The sequence below is a fragment of the Sporolactobacillus caesalpiniae genome (genome assembly GCF_040513385.1).
Taxonomy (GTDB): Bacteria; Bacillota; Bacilli; order Bacillales; family Sporolactobacillaceae; genus Sporolactobacillus.
In genome coordinates, this window is record NZ_JBEVCB010000003.1 from 89,119 (window position 1) to 109,204 (window position 20,086).

The 20,086-nt window shown below is 44.4% G+C and carries 17 protein-coding genes; 9 read left to right on the top strand and 8 right to left on the bottom strand.

Translation table 11 applies throughout. From position 1 onward, the window contains the following. The first annotated feature begins 57 nt into the window (after positions 1 to 57). The 3 genes from ABWW58_RS06580 (at position 58) to pgmB (ending at position 4,135) form a co-directional block, all read left to right on the top strand. Positions 58 to 2,334 carry a glycoside hydrolase family 65 protein gene (locus tag ABWW58_RS06580; protein WP_353868673.1) on the top strand — a complete coding sequence of 759 codons (2,277 nt, stop codon included), beginning with the start codon at positions 58 to 60 and terminating at the stop codon, positions 2,332 to 2,334. A 65-nt stretch (positions 2,335 to 2,399) separates the two neighbouring features. Continuing rightward, positions 2,400 to 3,437 carry an aldose epimerase family protein gene (locus tag ABWW58_RS06585; protein WP_100486615.1) on the top strand — a complete coding sequence of 346 codons (1,038 nt, stop codon included), beginning with the start codon at positions 2,400 to 2,402 and terminating at the stop codon, positions 3,435 to 3,437. 17 nt (positions 3,438 to 3,454) lie between these two features. Continuing rightward, on the top strand, positions 3,455 to 4,135 hold the full coding sequence (pgmB, locus tag ABWW58_RS06590; protein WP_353868371.1) for a beta-phosphoglucomutase: 681 nt from the start codon (positions 3,455 to 3,457) through the stop codon (positions 4,133 to 4,135). A gap of 238 nt (positions 4,136 to 4,373) precedes the next feature. Here pgmB and ABWW58_RS06595 read toward each other — a convergent pair whose 3' ends face one another. Next, positions 4,374 to 4,619 (bottom strand): hypothetical protein, encoded by a 246-nt coding sequence (locus ABWW58_RS06595; RefSeq protein WP_353868372.1) that lies wholly within the window; start codon positions 4,617 to 4,619, stop codon positions 4,374 to 4,376. A gap of 489 nt (positions 4,620 to 5,108) precedes the next feature. Between ABWW58_RS06595 and ABWW58_RS06600 the strand changes: the two genes are divergently transcribed. Further along, positions 5,109 to 5,795, top strand: a complete 687-nt coding sequence (locus ABWW58_RS06600; RefSeq protein WP_353868373.1) for a hypothetical protein — start codon at positions 5,109 to 5,111, stop codon at positions 5,793 to 5,795. Between the two features lie 271 nt (positions 5,796 to 6,066). Here the strand turns inward: ABWW58_RS06600 and nrdG are convergent, their stop codons facing one another. Further along, positions 6,067 to 6,654: an anaerobic ribonucleoside-triphosphate reductase activating protein gene (gene nrdG, locus ABWW58_RS06605; protein ID WP_353868374.1), complete on the bottom strand. Its 588-nt coding sequence runs from the start codon at positions 6,652 to 6,654 to the stop codon at positions 6,067 to 6,069. 13 nt (positions 6,655 to 6,667) lie between these two features. Continuing rightward, positions 6,668 to 8,875, bottom strand: coding sequence for an anaerobic ribonucleoside-triphosphate reductase (nrdD, locus tag ABWW58_RS06610; protein WP_353868674.1), 2,208 nt, complete (start codon positions 8,873 to 8,875; stop codon positions 6,668 to 6,670). A gap of 434 nt (positions 8,876 to 9,309) precedes the next feature. Between nrdD and ABWW58_RS06615 the strand changes: the two genes are divergently transcribed. After that, complete coding sequence (locus ABWW58_RS06615; protein WP_353868375.1) at positions 9,310 to 10,626, top strand: L-cysteine desulfidase family protein; 1,317 nt, start codon at positions 9,310 to 9,312, stop codon at positions 10,624 to 10,626. Positions 10,627 to 10,672: 46 nt separating this feature from the next. Here the strand turns inward: ABWW58_RS06615 and ABWW58_RS06620 are convergent, their stop codons facing one another. Next, positions 10,673 to 11,563: a LysR family transcriptional regulator gene (locus ABWW58_RS06620; protein ID WP_353868376.1), complete on the bottom strand. Its 891-nt coding sequence runs from the start codon at positions 11,561 to 11,563 to the stop codon at positions 10,673 to 10,675. A 159-nt stretch (positions 11,564 to 11,722) separates the two neighbouring features. Beyond that, positions 11,723 to 13,366 carry a malolactic enzyme gene (locus tag ABWW58_RS06625; protein WP_353868377.1) on the bottom strand — a complete coding sequence of 548 codons (1,644 nt, stop codon included), beginning with the start codon at positions 13,364 to 13,366 and terminating at the stop codon, positions 11,723 to 11,725. A gap of 252 nt (positions 13,367 to 13,618) precedes the next feature. Between ABWW58_RS06625 and ABWW58_RS06630 the strand changes: the two genes are divergently transcribed. After that, positions 13,619 to 14,728: a PTS sugar transporter subunit IIC gene (locus ABWW58_RS06630; RefSeq protein ID WP_353868378.1), complete on the top strand. Its 1,110-nt coding sequence runs from the start codon at positions 13,619 to 13,621 to the stop codon at positions 14,726 to 14,728. Between the two features lie 50 nt (positions 14,729 to 14,778). Here ABWW58_RS06630 and ABWW58_RS06635 read toward each other — a convergent pair whose 3' ends face one another. Together ABWW58_RS06635 and ABWW58_RS06640 are read right to left on the bottom strand one after the other, a co-directional pair. Beyond that, positions 14,779 to 15,270 (bottom strand): hypothetical protein, encoded by a 492-nt coding sequence (locus tag ABWW58_RS06635; protein ID WP_353868379.1) that lies wholly within the window; start codon positions 15,268 to 15,270, stop codon positions 14,779 to 14,781. Positions 15,271 to 15,412: 142 nt separating this feature from the next. After that, on the bottom strand, positions 15,413 to 16,357 hold the full coding sequence (locus ABWW58_RS06640) for an aldo/keto reductase family protein (RefSeq protein WP_353868380.1): 945 nt from the start codon (positions 16,355 to 16,357) through the stop codon (positions 15,413 to 15,415). A gap of 758 nt (positions 16,358 to 17,115) precedes the next feature. Here ABWW58_RS06640 and ABWW58_RS06645 point away from each other — a divergent pair. From ABWW58_RS06645 to ABWW58_RS06655, 3 genes are all read left to right on the top strand, one after another. Further along, the gene (locus ABWW58_RS06645; RefSeq protein ID WP_353868381.1) at positions 17,116 to 18,147 is read left to right on the top strand and encodes an ATP-binding cassette domain-containing protein; all 1,032 of its coding nucleotides are present in this window, start codon (positions 17,116 to 17,118) and stop codon (positions 18,145 to 18,147) included. Beyond that, entirely contained in the window at positions 18,144 to 18,959 is an 816-nt protein-coding gene (locus ABWW58_RS06650; protein ID WP_353868382.1) for an ABC transporter permease, read from the top strand. Before ABWW58_RS06645 ends, ABWW58_RS06650 begins: the two co-directional genes overlap by 4 nt. A gap of 238 nt (positions 18,960 to 19,197) precedes the next feature. Next, the gene (locus tag ABWW58_RS06655; protein ID WP_353868383.1) at positions 19,198 to 19,410 is read left to right on the top strand and encodes a hypothetical protein; all 213 of its coding nucleotides are present in this window, start codon (positions 19,198 to 19,200) and stop codon (positions 19,408 to 19,410) included. A gap of 113 nt (positions 19,411 to 19,523) precedes the next feature. Here ABWW58_RS06655 and ABWW58_RS06660 read toward each other — a convergent pair whose 3' ends face one another. After that, entirely contained in the window at positions 19,524 to 20,045 is a 522-nt protein-coding gene (locus ABWW58_RS06660) for a GNAT family N-acetyltransferase (RefSeq protein ID WP_353868384.1), read from the bottom strand. Positions 20,046 to 20,086: the final 41 nt, after the last annotated feature.

The following is a 20,086-nucleotide window of genomic DNA, read 5'->3' on the forward strand; positions in this document are numbered from 1 at the left end:
CAACCGGTTGCATTTAATATAGGGCATGGAAGAGCATTAAAAATGGACAGAGGAGGAATTGGCATGCAGCGAATTTTTGAAATTGACCCTTGGGAAGTCGTTACTCATAAATTAGACAAAGAAAACAAACGGGTGCAAGAAAGTATGACTAGTATTGGAAACGGCTACATGGGCATGCGTGGGTTTTTTGAAGAAAGTTATAGCGGAGACACACTGCAAGGGATTTACATCGGGGGTGTTTGGTTCCCTGACAAGACACGCGTTGGATGGTGGAAGAACGGCTATCCAAAGTACTTCGGCAAAGCGATCAATGCTGTTAACTTCATCAAAACAAACGTATTGATTAACAGTGAACCGATTGATTTAGCCAGTGATTCGATCAGCGGCTTTAAATTACAGTTGGACATGAGACGTTCCATACTATCACGGGAATTCATTGTTGAAAAGGGCGACGCTAAATTAAAAGTATCCATTAATCGCTTTGTCAGCGCCGCACAAAAAGAATTATTCGTGGATGCTTATCAATTTGAAAATGAGGGTTCAACGCCTTTTAAATTAACCGTAAATACCCAAATTGACGCTGATGTTCAAAATGAAGATGCAAATTACGGAGAACACTTCTGGAAAGTTTTAGATAAGTCCCAAAGTAATACCAAAGGTCATGTTGTAGCGATCACTAAAGAAAATCAGTTCGGTACTCCTCGATTTATCGTTGGTAATGAGATGGTCAACAAAACGGATTTGACTGCTGAAAAGACGGATGAATTAGAATTAGCCGTTCAAAACCAGTTCAGTAAAAAACTTGTACCAGGTGACACAGCTTATTTTGAAAAACGTGTCGTTGTCATTACTTCACGCGATTACGATGACCAAGCGAGTTTAATCAAAGCCATGCATGAATTAGCTGCCAAAATCGCGGATGAAAAGTTAGCCGATTTACAGGCGGCTCACACACATGTTTGGGCACAACGTTGGAAAAAATCCGATGTTGAAATTGACGGCGATGCTGCTGCACAACAAGGAATTCGTTTCAACCTGTATCAATTATTCTCTACGTACTATGGTGAAGATGATCGGCTGAACATTGGCCCTAAGGGTTTTACTGGCGAAAAGTATGGTGGTGCCACCTATTGGGATACCGAAGCATTTGCCGTTCCAATGTACTTAGGAGTTACCGATTCTACAGTGACCCGAAACTTGTTAATGTACCGTTATAAGCAGCTCGATGGTGCTTATGTCAACGCTAAAGAACAAGGCTTAAAGGGTGCGCTATATCCGATGGTGACGTTCAACGGAATTGAATGCCATAATGAATGGGAAATTACCTTTGAAGAAATTCATCGAAACGGCGATATCGCATTTGCCATTTACAACTACACCCGATATACCGGTGATAAATCTTATGTATTAAACGAAGGCAGCAAGGTCTTAACCGAAATTTCTCGCTTCTGGGCAGATCGGGTACATTATTCAAAACGTAAGGATCAATACATGATTCACGGTGTAACCGGTCCAGATGAATACCAAAACAACATCAATAACAACTGGTATACGAACTACCTGGCACAATGGACTTTGAAATACACACTTGAAATATTGGATGAAGTTTCATCCGAACAAGCAGTTCAATTAAATGTTTCTAATGAAGAAAAGAAACAATGGAAAGAGATCATCAACAAGATGTACTTACCAGAAGACAAGAAACTTGGCATCTTTGTTCAGGACGACGGATTCCTGGATAAAGATTTAAAACCGGTCAGTGAACTTCCAGCTGATCAATTGCCGATTAACCAGCATTGGTCATGGGATAAAATTTTACGTTCGCCATACATCAAGCAAGGTGACGTCCTTCAAGGAATATGGGATTTTATCGATGAATTCACACCGGAACAAAAGAAAGCCAACTTTGACTTCTATGAGCCTTTAACCGTTCATGAATCAAGTTTATCTGCTTCGATTCATTCGATTTTAGCTGCCGACCTGCATTACGAAGATAAGGCAGTTGAAATGTATGAACGGACCTCCCGCTTAGACTTGGATAACTATAACAACGATACTGCCGATGGACTGCATATTACCTCAATGACCGGCAGCTGGCTCGCCATCGTGCAAGGCTTTGCAGGCATGCGTGTTCGCAATAATCATCTACACTTTGATCCATTCTTACCGAAGAAATGGGAAGGGTATCGCTTCCGGATCAACTTCCGTGGACGGATCATCCAAGTTGCTATCGATCATGTGGGAACACGGATTACATTAGTTTCTGGTGAACCGCTCACCATTGATGTTAAAGGACAAAACGTTCAACTGGATTCAAAAACCGTCACGGCTTAAATTCATATTGAGTGAGTTTCTGCATTTATCCCTAAAGTATAGAGGAAAGTTAGGGGGGAGTAACGGTGAAAATTACGCAAGCAACGATTGGTTCAATTGCTGATGAGCTAATTACACAATATACCTTAGAAAACGATCACCATGTACAAGTCGTATGTATGTCCTATGCAGCAACTTGGCAAGGATTTATGGTTCCAGATCAAAATGTCAAATTACACAATTTGATTTTACGATTCGATGACATCAACACTTATTTGACGAATCCATTTCATGTTGGTAATACCATCGGTCGCGTAGGTGGCCGACTTAAAAATAGCAGCTTCGCCATTAAAGGCATTAAATACCACGTTCCTGCAAATGAAGGTCCGAATTTAATTCATGGCGGCAACCATGGCTTTTCCAGTTGGAATTGGCATGCCGCTACGGAAAGCCTTCAAAATGCAGTGAACGTGACATTTAGTCGGAAGATAGCAACTCAAGATGATGGTTTTCCGGGAAATATTGAGGTGAAAATCTCATACACCCTAGACAATCAAAACAAAGTCACCATTCAATTTTTTGGTCAAAGTGATGCAGATACGCTCTTCAATCCGATGACGCATGTATATTTTAATTTGAGCGATGATCAGAAAACGATTATGAATCATGAATTGCAGATCAATAGCCTGCAACACGTTGAAGTTGATGATCAAAAACTGCCGACCGGTCGTTTACTTGAACATAGTGGAACGGCATTTGATTTTTCGAAACCTGTAATGATGCGAAAGGCGGTCGCGCAACTACAAAAAGAAATGGGTAAAAACCAATTTGACGACGCATTCAAATTGGTCGGCCAAGAACATCCAGCTGTTGTGATTCGGGATAACGCTTCCCACCGTCAAGTTCGCGTTTATTCTGACCGAAATGGTATCGTGATGTTCACGGCCAATCCTGAAGTGATTGGAAAACCGAAGGAATGGGAAGCAAGCCATCCCTATAATGGTGTGGCAATTGAAGCACAGACGCTTCCGGATGCCATTCATCATCCGGAATTTGGCGATATCGTATTAAAAGCGAATCAGCCTAAAGTATATACCGTACACTATCAATACGAAGAAATTTAATGAGAGGGGAAAATTACTTGACAAACTTTAATGACATTAAGGGGTTCATCTTTGATTTGGATGGCGTAATCGCGCTGACATCTAAGTATCACAGTCAGGCTTGGCATCAGATTGCCGATGAGTTGGATGCGACATGGACAAAATCACTTGAAGATGGGCTCAAAGGGATCAGCCGAATGGACTCTTTAGAAATGATTTTGAAAGCTGGCAATAAAGAAAACGACTATACCGAAGAAGAAAAAATCAAATTAGCGGCAAAGAAAAATGACAATTATTTGGCGCTTATTGGAAATATGAATATTGATGATCTTTTACCTGGAATACCGGAGTTCTTAGAAGATTTAATGGCCCACAATTATAAGATTTGTTTGGCATCTGCTTCAAAGAATTCTCCAATTATTCTTAAAAAGTTAAACCTGGCAAGATATTTTCCAGCTGTTGTCGATCCATCTAAACTGAAAAAAGGAAAGCCAGATCCTGAAATTTATATTCGTGGAGCTGAACTGTTGAACTTGAAGCCTGAAGAATGCATTGGAATTGAAGATGCCGCTGCAGGGATTCAATCCATTAATGGAGCCGGCGAAACATCAATTGGTATTGGTGATACACAAGAACTAAGTGCCGCTGATATTCTTTTCTCAAGCACAAAAGACATTACATTAGCGAACATTGAAGCTGCAATGAAAGTTAACGCATAAATCGATCATTTAAATTGTTTTCAGTGTAAGAGGCTGTCTCAAAAGGTCAGCAGATGAAAGACGAGAGGGAATTTTTATCCCTCTCGTTTTTTCGCGTTTCTGGATAAAAATCATAGAAAAAAATCGCCAATTCTCTTTAAATGAAATTATCCCGAGTCTCAATGAATGAAGACGATTTTTTTGAAAAACATTATCTTCGAAAAGTATAACATGCATCAACTCATTCTTCCAATGGATTTCAGCGACAGTATTCCCAAAAGCCATATATGACAGGACTGCTATAAGAGAGCAATTTATTAGGAGTATGCCTTGCTTCAGCATTTTTTCTCAGTGGCTTAAATTTCTTGCCATCTAAATGATTTTTCAGGTCCATTTTATTGACAAAGAGAAGTTGTGCCGGATTTTTATTGCCATCTTCATCATAACCGCCGACAATAACTTTTTCTACGATGCTCTCAAAAGTGAACCAATCAAATTGATTCAACGCCTTATTCTGTTCCAGGGTCTTCTTGAATTGCTCCAACCTAGCTGGCTAATTTGATTTTACAACTGGCCAATATAAACAAATTCATTCAAGAAACGGAGAATTTTCAATGTCTTCTTTTCAAGTATTACATTCTATTATAAAAAGGAAATAGATAATGGTCTAGAAGATTTTTAGTTTGTGTAATAAAACCTCACTTACACCCATTACGGAGAACCGTATCATAAGTGAGTGAGGTTCCCATAATGAGCGCTGTACGTGCACGATTTCTGACTGCCGGTAGGTTCGGAAAGGGTGCAATCCAGATCGAAAATCAGTGTTTTCGACGTTCTAAGTCGATGCACCTGATCAAGCAGTGCCTGATTCGTGAATACGCCAGTACATCCCTCATCTGAATGAAATTGTGCAAATCGCACCTGTCATATATACCGTCCATAATTTGCTCCCAGCAATATAATGTATTATCAAAACAATTAGGAGTGGTTATGAATGAGTTACGATATGTTTGAAAATGACACCCATCAAAAAGACCCATGTGATAAATTCAAACATGATTGTTGCGATGATCCATGCAAAGATTTCAAAAAGAAAGAGAAAAAATGCTGTAAAAAAGAAGAAAAGGGCTTGCTGACTGAACTTCAGGCCGATCAATTTCCGACCATCGTTCCAACACGCAAAACACCAAATCTGAGAAATAAATTTGCGAATGTAGACGTGTGCATCGATGACTGTAAGGAGCGCGTCGTTGTGGACTTAACTGTGGAATGGGGTCCTAAGTTTTATCCGGAATTGGGACCTGCTGTAGAAGCAAAGGCACTCCCATATCCTATCTTAGTTCCATTTCCGGCGATATTCAAAATCTGGAGAAAAGGCGATTCAGGTCCTGTACTCATCTCGGAGAAAAGAGATTCCAGCTTTGGCATCGCTTACTATTATCACGAAGAAATTATTGCCAACACGACGACAACGATTCACGCAGTGGATTCGGACCCAACTCTTTGTAAAAACAAATACTTTGCCACAATTGAACCTGATGAAACGACGATTGCGCCAACAGTCTTAACAGAACTGTCAGGCTTTTTGGGCTATAGTCTGCCGAAATTGAGCGTAAAAAATGTTCACAGCTACACCCTTACCGCAGAAGTAATTGAGGCCAACAAAAAGAAATGCAAGTAAAGCAATTTTCTATCAGCCTGCTCACGAGTATGGGCGGGTTTTGCTTTTCTATATAGAGTATGCTTGCCAATCAAACGGGGTGCTAACGTGTACTCAAAAGTATAGTGATGCGCGTATTACCGGCATTGCTTGACTGTTTGAGCCGCCTCGTGATGCTGAACTATGGGAAAATAAGCACGAGCAATGCGCCGAGCCGCGCCAGCGGATTAAGGAAAAACTAAAAAACAGCCTGCACCTAATCAAAGGTGCGGGCTGCATGGAAAAAATTTAGTTACTTAACAAGCCGATCCCAAATCACAACGTGTCCGTTTTTCAGTGATTTTTGAACATCAATGATGCGCTGGTTGGCGCTGCCGCGGAATTGCAAGGTCAAGTCTTTCTGAGTGAGTTCGAAGCGGCCGTCAACTAAAATATCAATTTTTGACAGAAGTTCGCGCTTGTCTTCAGAGTCTTGCTGTAATTCTCCCCAAGTATAGCCTGTCCATGACCAGACATCTTTGGTTTGTCCAAATTCACTGCGGAGACGGTCCACCAGGGACAAGCAGACTTCCGTGTTTAAGAAGGGTTCGCCGCCAAGCAGAGTCAGTCCTTGGACATAGGGCTGTCCAATATCCTTAATAATTTGATCCTCTAACTCCCTGGTGTACGGATGCCCATAGCGGAAGTTCTGAGCGGCTTTATTGTAGCATCCTGGGCAGTCGAATGGACAGCCGCTGACATAGAGACTGCAACGCACGCCCTCGCCATCGACAAAATTAAATGGCTTATAGCTGGCAACGTAGCGTTGACTTAATTTCTCAGCACGCCATGTCTTTGGGTTCGGGTTTCGCGGACCGGTTGATTCCGGATTTTGGACCATCAGACGCCCTCCCTTATTGCCGAGCGATCGTGTTGCTGTCATTGCCCGCAGTCAAATGCTTGACACGCGAGGCGATTTCAACGTGGCGGCCGTGAATCATCGGACGCTGCTGCGGGTTCCCTAGATAACCGCATGTGCGTTTTACGACGTCGCAGCTCTGCGGATCATTGTTGCCGCATTCCGGACACTCAAAGCCGCGTTCAGTCGGCTTGAATTCACCCTTGAATCCGCATTTGAAGCATTGGTCGATCGGAGTATTGGTACCTAGATAGCCAATTCGATCATAGGCATAATCCCAAACAGCTTCCAAAGCTTTCGGATTTTGTTTCAGATTCGGATACTCGCAGTAATGAATGAACCCACCGGAGCAGTAAGGCGGAAAATCCTTTTCAAAATCTAATTTTTCAAATGGTGTCGGTGCTTTTCGAACATCATAGTGAAAACTGTTTGTATAGTACTCTTTGTCGGTAATATCCTTCACTTTGCCGAATTTCTCAGTGTCTCGGCGGCAGAATTTATCGGTCAGGCTTTCACTAGGTGTACTGTACACACTAAAATGGTAGCCGTATTCGTTTTCCCAGTCTTGGCAGTGTTCCCAAAGGTTTTTCACAACGCTGATTGCAAAATCCTTTGCTTCCGGATTGCTTTCCCATGTACTGCCGTAAAAAACAGTGCCGACTTCATACAGGCCGATGTAGCCTAGAGAGACGGTGGCACGTCGATTTTTGAATAGTTCATCAACCGAGTCCGTACGCTTCAATCGTTTACCGAATGCGCCATACTGGTAAAGAATCGGTGCGTTTTCCGGTGTTGCCTGCTTTGCGCGTTCCACTTTAAAGACCAGTGCTTCTTTGCAGATTTGCAGACGTTCTTCAAGAATCTTCCAGAAGGTGTCTTTGTCGCCTTTTGACTCCATGGCGATACGAGGCAGATTAACGGTTACGACACCGAGATTCATTCGCCCGGAGTTTACCTCTTTGCCGTTCTCATCATGCCAGCCTTGCAAAAAGGAGCGGCAACCCATCGGCGCTTTAAAGCTTCCCGTCAGCTCGATCAGCTTGTCATACATCAGTACATCCGGATACATACGTTTGGTTGCGCATTCCACAGCCAGCTGCTTGATATCGTAATTCGGATCACCCGAATTAAGGTTGAGGCCGCGTTTCAAACTGAATACCAGCTTAGGAAAAATTGCGGTGCGGTGTTCTTTACCCAAACCATCAATACGGATGCGCAGAATCGCCTTTTGAATGGCCCGTTCGATCCAATTCGTTCCGAGTCCGAATCCTAAAGTCGTAAAGGGTGTTTGTCCCTGGGAAGAGTACAACGTATTAATTTCATACTCTAACGCTTGCATTGCGTCATAGATGTCTTTCTTTGTTTTTTTGCGGGCAAAGGCCTGCTGACGTTCAGCGCCTTCAACCCACTCTTTAGCGTCAGTTAAATGTTTGTCGTAATTTTTTTGAGCGAAAGGAGCAAGAAGTTCGTCCACACGGTCCGCTGAGCATCCGCCGTATTGACTGGAAGCAACGTTGGCAATAATTTGTGCCATTTGAGCAGTTGCCGTCTGGATGGAGTGCGGCGGCTCGACATCGGCGTTACCTATTTTAAAACCATGATTTAGCATCTCATTAAAGTCAATCAAGCAGCAATTAGTCATTGGGCTGTATGGCTGATAATCCAAATCATGCCAATGAATATCGCCCTTTAGCTGTGCATTGGCTACCTTCGGCGGGAGCATTTTCAGTCCAATGGCCTTAGCAACGGTACCCGCAGTCAAATCTCTTTGCGTATTAAATACGTGACTGTCCTTGTTCGCATTTTCGTTCACAATCGTTTTATCTTTATGTAGCAATTTGCGAATCGTGAAATTAATGTCGGTTGCCTGATTGCGCGAAAAATCGCGTTGGGTCCGATAGTTAATGTATTCCTGAGCAATGTCATATTGGTGATGGGTCAGAAGCGTCTGTTCAACAATATTTTGAATCTCGTAAATTTTAACGTCATTGTGGAATCGTGATCTGATTTCAGTAATGACATCATTGGTAATTTCATTAATTAATTGATAGGTCAACGGATCTAATTCACCGAGGACATGTTTCGCCGCTTTTAAAAGAGCGGTTGTGATCTTTTCCGTATTAAAATCTATAATCCGACCATCGCGCTTCTGCACGTTGATCGCCAGCGTGTTCGCTGCTGTCTTTTGTTTCATCTCTAGCATCATGAAATGCCCCCCCATGAACGATTACTCAATCTATAATAGGAGATTATCGGGCATGTTTCAATCAATATATAGGAACGAATAGTTTGAAAAACTCATAGAAGATACTATATATTGTGTTGTAATGGGATAAATTCAAATTGTGACAAGCCTGTGAAAGATGTGGTAGGTACACAAATCTTACAGCTTGCCGTAATCCTCTATAATAATACTGGAAAATCACTAGCGTTATAGCTATCAAAACAGTTGATTCAAAATACTCGAATTTTAGAGTGCTATCCACTAAAAACATCCGTTACAATGGAGACAAGAAAGAAGTCATGTATGTCAGAAATCCAAAGCATCCTAATTTTAGTCGTTGAAACATGGATGAATGCAGAGAAATGGCGATACAGCTTGTAAATCAATAGGTTAACGTAGGAGGATTATTTTTAATGAACCCAGGAGAACAGATTTATCAAAATTACATGAATATTTTAAAAGAAGAGCTGGTTCCTGCTACTGGCTGCACTGAGCCGATAGCGGTTGCTTATGCGGCCGCGAAGGCTCGAGAAGTGCTGAACGCGGTGCCTGAGAGCTGCATCATTGCGGCAAGCGGAAATATCATTAAGAATGTAAAAAGTGTCGTTGTTCCCAATACAAATGGTTTGAAAGGCATTAAAGCAGCTGCCGCAGCCGGTATTGTCGCCGGAGATGCATCGAAAAAGCTGGAAGTGTTGGCAGATAGTGAAGAAAAGGCGAAGGCATCCATACAGGGCTACATTGACGCGCATCCGATCACTGTCGCCCCTGCGGACAAGGATATCGTTTTTTATATTGCAGCGACCGTTAAAAAAGGGAACAATGAAGCAACGGTTGTCATTGAACAGTATCATACCAATATTGTCCGCATCACGCGAAATGAAAAAGTACTGTATGAATCGGGCAGCGGTTCCGATGAAGGCGGAGGGCTGACGGATCGGAGCCGCCTCACGGTTCGGGACATTCTCGATTTTGCGACTAGTGTACGCTTTGAGGATATTTCAGAAGTTATCGGAAGACAGGTCACCTTTAATTCCGCTGTCTCTGAAGAAGGGCTGACCCACGAGTGGGGTGCCAATATAGGAAAAGTTCTGTTGCGTGCCTATGGCAATGATGTCAAGACGCGTGCTCGAGCCGCCGCGGCAGCGGGATCCGATGCGCGAATGGGCGGTTGTGAAAAACCGGTTGTGATTGTTTCGGGAAGCGGGAACCAGGGGATGACAGCCTCTCTTCCTGTCATTGAATATGCTAGGGAATTACGTGTGTCGCGTGATAAGCTCTATCGTGCTCTGGTTCTGTCCAACTTGGTTACCATTTACCAGAAAACGGGCATTGGGCGTCTCTCTGCATATTGCGGTGCGGTCAGTGCCGGATGCGGCGCGGGGGCCGGCATTGCCTATTTGCAGGGTGGAGATTATGAAGATATTGCCCATACCATTGTCAATGCTTTGGCGATCACCTCAGGCATTATCTGTGACGGCGCGAAGCCATCATGCGCCGCCAAAATCTCCTCGGCAGTTGATGCCGGCATTCTTGGCTATCACATGTATAAAAATAACCAGCAGTTCTTCGGCGGCGACGGCATCGTCACCAAAGGCGTGGACAACACGATTCATAATGTGGGCATTCTGGCTAAAAAAGGGATGCGGCAAACAGATCGTGAAATCATTAATATCATGCTTGAACATACCAGCAAAGATGCTGTCGCTGACGAACAAAACGAAACATAACATAACAAGACTCAGATCGTGCCGAATAGAATGGATAAGTTCATAGTTATAAGTCCACATCTTTTTGCCGCGTCAGCAGCTCGATTGTTGATTTTTGCAGTGAAGTCAGCAGATGGTTCGATCGGTAGACGAGCTGAATTAGGAATTCCGGCTGCGGTTGATCTTTTAAGGACAGTACAGCGACAGGGTCCTGCGGAAGGAGTGCGGTTTCGCTAAGCATACTAATCCCGACACCACATGCGACCATGCCTTTAATAATTTGCACATCGTTGGTCTGATAGATGAGTTTCGGTTTAATCCCTGCGTGCTCAGTCAACTCGCGAAAGGCGATTGAATGAACAAAGCGTTCGTTGAGCTGAATGAACGATTCGTGCTTCAAATCATGAATGTACAGTGAACCACTTTGTGCCATTGGGTGGCTCTGGCCGACGATAATTTTAAAGTGTTTTCGTGCAAGTAAGTGAACGGACAGTTTGGGGTCCTTGATGGGCTTGGTGGAGCTCAAAAGGGCCAAATCCAACTGTCCGTTTTTCAGTTGGTTTAAAAGCGAGTTCGAACCGTCCTCGCGTGTGTCTAGATGGGAGAGCAGGTTCTTTTTCGAGAGTTTTGCTGAAAGCGCTGGGAAGAATGAGCTGCCAATTATAGGCGGCAGACCGAATCGAATCTTTTCCTGCTTAATTGCCGTGATCTCTAACTTGGCTGTTTTAAGCTCTAGCAGGATTTGCGTGACATGAGTCTGAAATTGTCTGCCGCTTTCTGTGAAAATCAAATCTTTATGCGATTGATCGCGAATAACAAGCTGAGTTTCTAACTCTTTTTCCAGTCTCTGAATGGCGGCCGTAATTGTCGGTTGACTAACATTAAAGTAATGAGCGACCCTTGTAAAATTTTTTTCTTGAAACAGCTGTTCAAAATAATAGAGATCCCGTATATTCATGAGCAGTTTCGCCTCGCATCTTTCAGCTTCAGTTCGTTGCCTTTAGTGTACCATTAAGATGCCTTTGTGCGTCATAAGCAAAACAAAAGCCACTGAATCCTATGTGATTCAGTGGCTTTTGACCTTAGATTAATACAGATAATTAATTTTTTTGTAGTGTCACAACCGACCGTCTAGATCTTGGTATTCAGGCACCCATTTTTCCTTCTCGATGGCATCGGCAACGCTGGTAATCGGTTCTTTAGTCAGGCCTTGATTAACGGCGCTCTGAGCGACAGCCAAGGCGACGGTCTGCGAGAAAGCATCGAGTTTTGAAACGGGCGGAAGAACCGCAGCGCCAGGCTGATTCGGGTCGACAATCCCGCCAAGCGAGTGGGCTGCCTTTGAAATCATTTCGTCATTTAATAATTTTGCTGTGGATGCAATGACACCGAGTCCAAGTCCTGGATAAACCAGCGCATTGTTCGCTTGGCCGATTTGGTAGACAACCCCTTTGTAGGAAACGTCTGGAGCGGGAATGCCTGTTGCAACGAGCGCGCGACCATCTGTCCATTTAATCAGATCTTCCGCCTTTGCTTCAGCCAGCTTGGTTGGATTGGAAAGTGGGAAGATGATTGGACGCTCGGTATGCGCGGCCATTTCTTTTACAATGGCTTCGGTAAACGTGCCGGGCTGTGTTGATGTTCCCACCAGAATGCTTGGATGAATGGCTGCGACGGCTGCCTCTAAATTGGTCAGTTTTTCCGGATGTGCAAACTCAGATCGCTTGCGCGCGAACGGTTTCTGTTCCGGCGTCAGCGTCGGATCGTCATCGAAGAGCAGTCCTTGTTTATCAACCATGTAGAAGTGTTTTTTTGCCTCCTCTTTTGACAATCCTTGTTGCAGAAATTCATCATAAATACGCTTTGTGATGCCCGCACCTGCGGTACCTGCACCAAAGCACAGATAGATTTGATCCGTCATTTTCTGTTTTGAAATATTCAGCGCTCCTAAGATACCGGCCAGAACGATAATTCCCGTACCTTGAATATCATCATTGAAGGTTGTGATTTTATCCTTATAGTTGTTTAAGATATTTGCTGCGTGATCGCGACCGAAATCCTCAAAGTGCAGGTAAAGATTTGGAAAAAGTCGTTCCGCACTTTCAACGAATTGATCGACGAATGTATAGTAACGATCACCCTTAATGCGTTCGTGGCGATTGCCAAGATACATCGGATTCTCAAGCAGTTTCTGATTATTAGTGCCGACATCGAGGACAACCGGCATGACTTGACTTGGATCAATGCCGGCAGCAACGGTATAAACCATCAGCTTGCCAACCGAAATGTCAACGCCTTGCGTTCCCCAGTCGCCGATGCCAAGGATGCCTTCAGCATCGGTAACAACAATTAGACGAATGTCGCGGCCTTCTGCTGCATTTTTTAGTGCACCTTCGATCATCGCCGGTTCATCAATCGATAAAAATACGGCATTTTGCGGCTGAACGAACAGATCGCTATAATTTTCAATCGTGTCCGCAATCGTTGGATCATACACAATCGGCATGAATTCAACGACATGCTGGCTGAACAGTTTAAAGAATAAAACGCGATTCTCGTTGAAAATATCCATTAAAAAAAGCCGTTTTTCCAAATCGGATGTTTTGGTTTGAAAATGAGCGTAGGTTTGTTTTGCCTGCTCCTCGAGGCATTGCACTTTAGGAGGGAGCAGTCCGGCCAATCCGTACTTTTGGCGTTCTTCTTTCGTAAAAGCCGTTCCTTTGTTCAAGAAGGGATCATTTAGAATGCTTACTGGATTCATGAGAAGATCTCCTTAATCTCTAGTTTCATTTACCTGTCCATCATAGTAATAGGTGTTCATTATAGTCAAACAGTGCCATTGCAATAGGTTCTGTTTATATGACTAGCGGTTAAGCAAAGGCTTGCGGTGATTAGCAGTATAAAATACTTTAGTGAATAAACGCGTTGCATTGCGAAATGCAATGTGTTAAAATAGCAACACTCACTATTAACGTGAAAAAACAGAGACAGAAAACAGGAGAGGATGTTGACGTTGGAAAGGGAAAAGCTGACGGTGAAAGCATTCGTAAACCATGTCCTTGTCGGCCATGCGATTGGAATTGTTGCAGCATTGATTCCATCGGCATTACTCGGTGAATTAAGCAAGGCGCTGATGGGAAGGTATCCGGTTTTCGGAAGCATTTATCAATTGGTCACCATTTTCATGCTCGCCGTTCCTTTGCTTATTGGCGCGGCGGTGGCACATCAATTCAAATTAAAACCGATTCCGATGGCCTGCGTGGCTGCGGCGGCATGGGCCGGGTCCGGAGCCTTACAATTCACACCAAACGGCATTGTGATCAACGGCATGGGCGATTTAGTGAATATATTAGTGACGATCAGTTTGACATGCGGATTGGTCCTGCTTATTGGCGGGCGTCTGAAGTCGTTTGAACCGCTCGCAATGCCGCCGATTATTTGTATCGTCGGAGGCGGTATGGGGCTGATTGTTTATCCGATTGTGCATACGGTTACGACCGGACTTGGCGGGATGATCAACAGTTTCACAGCATTGCAGCCGGTTCTAATGGGCGTATTGATTGCGGTTGCTTTCTCGGTAATTATGATCTCACCCGTTTCGACTGTGGCGATTGCATCGGCGATCGGCATGAGCGGTATTGCTTCAGGTGCGGGCAATCTGGGCTGTGTTGCTGCAGCTGTAGGTATGTTTGTCGGAGGGCTGCATGTCAATAAAATTGGTCTTTCGTTATCTATTGTTCTCGGAACACCTAAGATCATGATCGCGGCGATGGTCCGCCAACCGAAAATTTTGGTGCCGATTATGCTTAATGGAGCTCTGTTGGGCGCACTAGGTGCTATTTTCCAAATTAAAGGTACACCGATCAGTGCCGGGTTTGGATTTTCAGGCATGGTCGGTCCTATTAATGCCATTCATTTTATGCCTGGCGGAGCAACACTTGCTAACCTGTTGATCATTGGTCTCGTATTCATTGCGGTGCCTTTCGCAGGCGGATTTTTCTTCGAATGGTTCTGTCGAAGGGTGCTCCATCTCTATGCTCCGGAAGATTACAGTACAGAGATGGCGGAATTTAAGAAAGAAAAACCGGAATCGCAGCCTAAACTTGTCTTGGAAAATGCTTAATATAATAATAAAAACGTCACGCGTTCCAATGCGTGGCGTTTTTTTGCCTATCAGCACCACACGATGAGTTTGTATGGCGCGGTCTGTGCGGGGATACTTTTTGTCGAAGGGCCGTAAATCACAATCAGATTGTGATTAGCGGGATTGTGTGTAAAATATTGTCCGTTCGGCAGTAAAATTTGTGTGAAAGGCGCTAAGGTCAAACGTAACTGCCCATCACCGCTCACAAGTTGATCGTTGAAAAAGTCGACCTTTACATTGTGATCCGGATTATCCTTGACCATAATAAGCGCTCGATACTGTGGCGGATAAATCAGCGGGACAGGTGCGTTACCGTCATAATAACCAGTGACCCGATCACCCACGGCTACGCGGGCATGACCCACAAAGTAGGTAGTAGGCGATATGACAAAATTTACAGTGCCTGAATTATTTTCTAGGGTAAATAACTTGTAACAGCCCTGTCCTTCTTCACTTGGTCCGATCATAAAATCACTGATCAGTGTGACTACGCCTTGAAATGCTTGCCAGTTTATGTTCATTTTTAATCACCCGGACCTTTGCGGATTTCTTCAATTTAGACTATGTAAATGGCCTAAATCTGTGATTTGTATCTGCGAATTTAAGGACATAAAAAACCGTGTTCAGATTCCTGAACACGGTTGGTACAGCCTGTTTTTCCTGTTAAGAATTCAGTATATTTTCAATTTGATTTAATGTTTCTGTATCTAGCGCAACATCGGCCGACTTAGCGTTATCGACGATTTGATCGGGCTTGCTGGCGCCGACTACGACACTGGCAACATTTTCTTGACGAAGAATCCAGGCCAGTGCCAACTGCGCCATGCTGATGCCAAGTTCGGCGGCGATTTTCTTGAGCGCAGCGACTTTAGTCAAGTTTTCTTCCGTCAGATATTCACGGATGCCGCCTTTGTTTTCAGCCGCCCGGCTTCCTGATGGAAAATCATTTAGTGACGCATATTTTCCGGTCAGCACACCTTGGGCGAGCGGAGACCAGCATACTTGGCTGACTCCGTGCGCGCAGCTCGCGGGGATAACTTGGTCTTCAATATTCCGGGCAAACATATTGTACTTCGATTGATTGGCGACAAAATGATTGAGCAGCTTCTGATCGGCAAGCTGCGCGGCCTCGGAGATCTGATCCGCGGTCCATTCACTGACGCCGATATAGTTGACCTTGCCCTGATGGATCAGGTCATCGAACGCGCGCAAGGTTTCTTCAATCGGTGTTTCTTTATCAAATCGGTGGCAGTAGTACAGATCAATGTAATCGACATCCAGACGTTTCAGGCTGGCGTTTGCTTGTTCCATAATATGCTTTCTGGACAGACCGTGGTCATTGGGTCCGTCACCCATTGGAAAGTAGACTTTTGTTGAAAGTACGATTGATTCACGTGGGAAGGCTTTGATTGCCTTGCCAACGACCTTCTCGGCCTCACCACGCATATAAACGTTCGCTGTGTCGAAGAAATTAATTCCGAGATCATAAGCTTTTAAAATCGTATTCACTGCATTTTCATTAGCGACATAGCCGCCGTACGTCAGCCAGCTGCCGAGACTGACAGTGCTGACCTTGAGACCTGTGTTGCCAAGACGACGATAGTTCATGGGAAAAACCTCCTCTTACCCTTTTCGCTCAGGCATGTTCGAGCCCGGAGCATGTCCGCAAGCTGCAATTTAATGATAGGCTTCTTCTTTTGTAAGCGTCAAATAATAGAATTAGAGATTTTCATATGGGGGAGACGAGCATTAAAGATTATTAATTACACAAAATGAAATTAAGCTGTGATTTTCGGCTGCACAGTAAAGACGAACGACGCAGCAAATTCGTTACATTGATCGGCAATTTGATACGAGTTTCGGAATTCGTTACGATTTTTCGCGATTGGTTACGAGTCTGGAAATTGGTTACAACTTTCGATGATTTCGCTACGACTTTGGGTTCATTCGTTACTACTCGTTCGGTTGAACTTCTGTTCTTCGGCTGAACTTTTCCTCTCTTCGTTCTAATTTTCCGCGGGTTCGGTTTAACCTCAAACTCGGCTGCTTTCCTGATTTAGCAGGTGACCGCCATCTGTAGTTTTTTCATACAGGTTGCTGCGCATCTCACGTCTATTTTTCATTATTGTATAGCGGTTGTTTTTACCATTTTTATAGAAAAATTCATTGTTTGAACCTGAATGAGTCCCGAGATAATGACACCACCAATCACAACCCAATCTGGGTAATTCTTAAAGTGTTTATCAAGGAGACTCTCGAAGATAAGTGATGAGAATCCGTCTCTAGGAGGAGGTCATTCCCCGCCCTGAGCTCATTATAAAAAAAGTCAATTTAAATTATAGTGAGACAAAGAGGGAGGAATGGAAATGGACGACAGGATTATCCGAAAAAAAATGCCGGACACTGGTGATTGGGCTGTTGAGGCAGAAGGATTGGTCAAAACGTTTGGTGACAATCGTGCTGTTGACGGCGTTAATCTGAACGTGCGTGCCGGTACGATCTACGGCGTTCTGGGCCCGAATGGAGCGGGAAAGACGACCACAATAAGAATGCTCGCGACATTATTACGACCGGAAGCAGGTTCTGCGCGCATCTTCGGACATGATGTGGTGCGTGAATCGCAAATTGTACGTCAATTAATTGGCGTGACCGGTCAATACGCATCGGTGGATGAGGCGCTCAGTGCTACCGAGAATCTGGTGATCTTCTCACGGCTGCTCGGGTTGGGACGTGCTGAGGCCCGGCGTAAAGCGGCGGAGCTTCTAGAGGAGTTCGGCTTAACAGAAGCCGCGAAACGGCCGCTGAAAAATTTCTCCGGTGGGATGCGCCGACGATTGGATCTGGCGGCGAGTCTAATTGCGCAGCCACCGCTTATTTTTCTGGATGAACCGACAACCGGATTGGATCCGCGCACACGTAATCAAATGTGGCAAACGATCCGGCGGTTGGTAAGGACGGGTTCAACTGTATTGCTAACAACGCAGTATCTTCAAGAAGCGGATGAACTGGCTGACCGCATTGCGGTAATTGATCATGGCCAAGTTGTTGCTGAGGGAACCGGTGATGATTTGAAAGCGTCGATTGGCAGCTCATCGCTGCAATTGAAAATTCAAAATCCACTGGAACTTGAGGAAACGTGCCAGACTGTTGAACATGTGCTCAAAGTCAAGGCAACTGTATCACCGGAGGGCGGGAAAATAACCGCTCCGATGGCGGATGCCGACCGGGTGACAGACCTGTTGATTGTTCTTCGAAACGCGGGCATTCATCTTGCTGAGTTGAGTGTGCAGAAACCAACCCTGGATGAAGTCTTTTTAACAATTACCGGTCATACTGCAAAGGAAGACACATCAAAAGCAACGGATGAATCGAACAGAATGAGAGGTGCGCAGCGATGAAAAGTACGATGATTAAACCGGTTGCCGACAGGCAATTGACTAACTATGTGAGCTTCGGTCAATCGGTGCGCAACTCATTTACAATGGCCTATCGAGGAATACTTAAGATTCGGCGCACGCCCGAGCAATTGTTTGACGTTACGCTGCAGCCCATCATCTTTACTTTGATGTTTACTTATATCTTTGGAGGGGCAATCTCTGGGAATGTGCAGAGCTATCTGCCGGTCATCATTCCGGGCATCCTTGTGCAAACTGTGATCACGACCTCAATCGTCACGGGAGTTCAGCTGCGTGAGGATATGGATAAAGGCGTATTCGATCGATTTAAATCGCTGCCGATTGCGCGAATTGCTCCGCTTGCAGGCGCATTACTTGCAGACACCATCCGCTATACCATTGCAACGGTACTCACTTTTACTATGGGCTATATCATGGGCTACCGGCCTGATGGGGGGCTTGCTTATGTGGCAATCGCGGGCATTCTCGTAATTGTGTGCTCCTGGGCAATCAGTTGGATCTTCGCCTTTTTTGGTGTGATCGCGCGTACGGCATCAAGCGTACAAGGAATCTCAATGCTTGCCCTGTTTCCACTTACATTCCTCTCCAATGCTTTTGTGCCGGTGAACACGATGCCTGACTGGCTCCAGTGGTTCGTTAAAATCAATCCGGTTTCGCATTTAGTCACAGCTGTTCGAAATCTGGCTAATTCCGGAACTTTTGGCTGGGACTTTGCCATCTCTCTTATTGGAGCGGCTGTGATTGTAGCTGTATTTGCGCCGGTCACCGTGCGCGCATACATGCGCCGTACGTGAAATTAATCTTTAAAACGAAGCCAGGCGATCATTTGATTCGTTTTTTCGCGCGAGCAATTGAATCCGTGAAAATAAGTCTTAAGACGTAGTAAATTCCCCGCCTTGCGCTCATTATCAAAACGTCCGTCGTGCATTATAGTAAGCTTATAGAGTTAGAGTTGCATAAGCAAATCGATCATCTTTCTACTCATCACGCTTGTGCACAGCTTACGAATGTGTCACGAAAGGAACGAATTTAATGGGACTTATCTTTGGATTAATTGCAGCAATTATTATTTTTGTTGTGCTGATTGCGGTTGGCGGCGTGTTGATTACAGCTTTTGCATGGGTTGCGGTCGGTATTCTCGCACTGATTTTATTTCTTTTTTTCGGTTTTATGTTGAAATGGTTAGTGATCATTCTGCTCATCATAGGTATCTGCAAGCTATTGAAATGGATGTTCACAAGATAAGATAGTACCGACAGCAGTTAAGAAGACGTGAGAAGATTATTCGCAAGAACCATAATGAAAGAGCAGACATGCGTGAGGCGATCTGCTCTTTTTTCGTATTCCTGATTTACATATTAAGCCAATACCAACTGGTACGCCCAACGTTTGCCATTCGGCATATCCAAACGAACAACTCCGCGATAATCAAAGCCTGCTTTTTTAATTACATGCTGCATGCGCGGGTTTTCGGGATGGGTATCGATTCTGAGGTCGGTGTATCCTTTTAATGATGCCGCAGTGATGAGATGACTCATCAAAGTTGACGATAAGCGGCGGCCGCGAAAGTCGGGGGAGATGGCTAACCGATGAAGCGAAGCATACGCGGGTGCTTTGGTCTTGATCCAGGTGCCTTCCTCGATCGCTTCATAGGCTTGCTCTTTTTTTTCAAAAATAACGCCTGTAGCGGCAATCTTTTCATCAACAATGAGTACGTAGTTTATTTCTTGGGCAATATCGTTGCGTATAACGGCATCGTCCGGATAGCCATCCTGCCATTGATCAATACCGTCGGCTTTCAGCAATTGTTTGGCTTGTTCAATGATTTTTTTAATCTCTGGAAAATCATGGTTTGTCGCTTTACGTAAGTAAGTAGTCACTACAGGCCCTCCTCAAGTGGACGTCAACATCCAAACGGCAA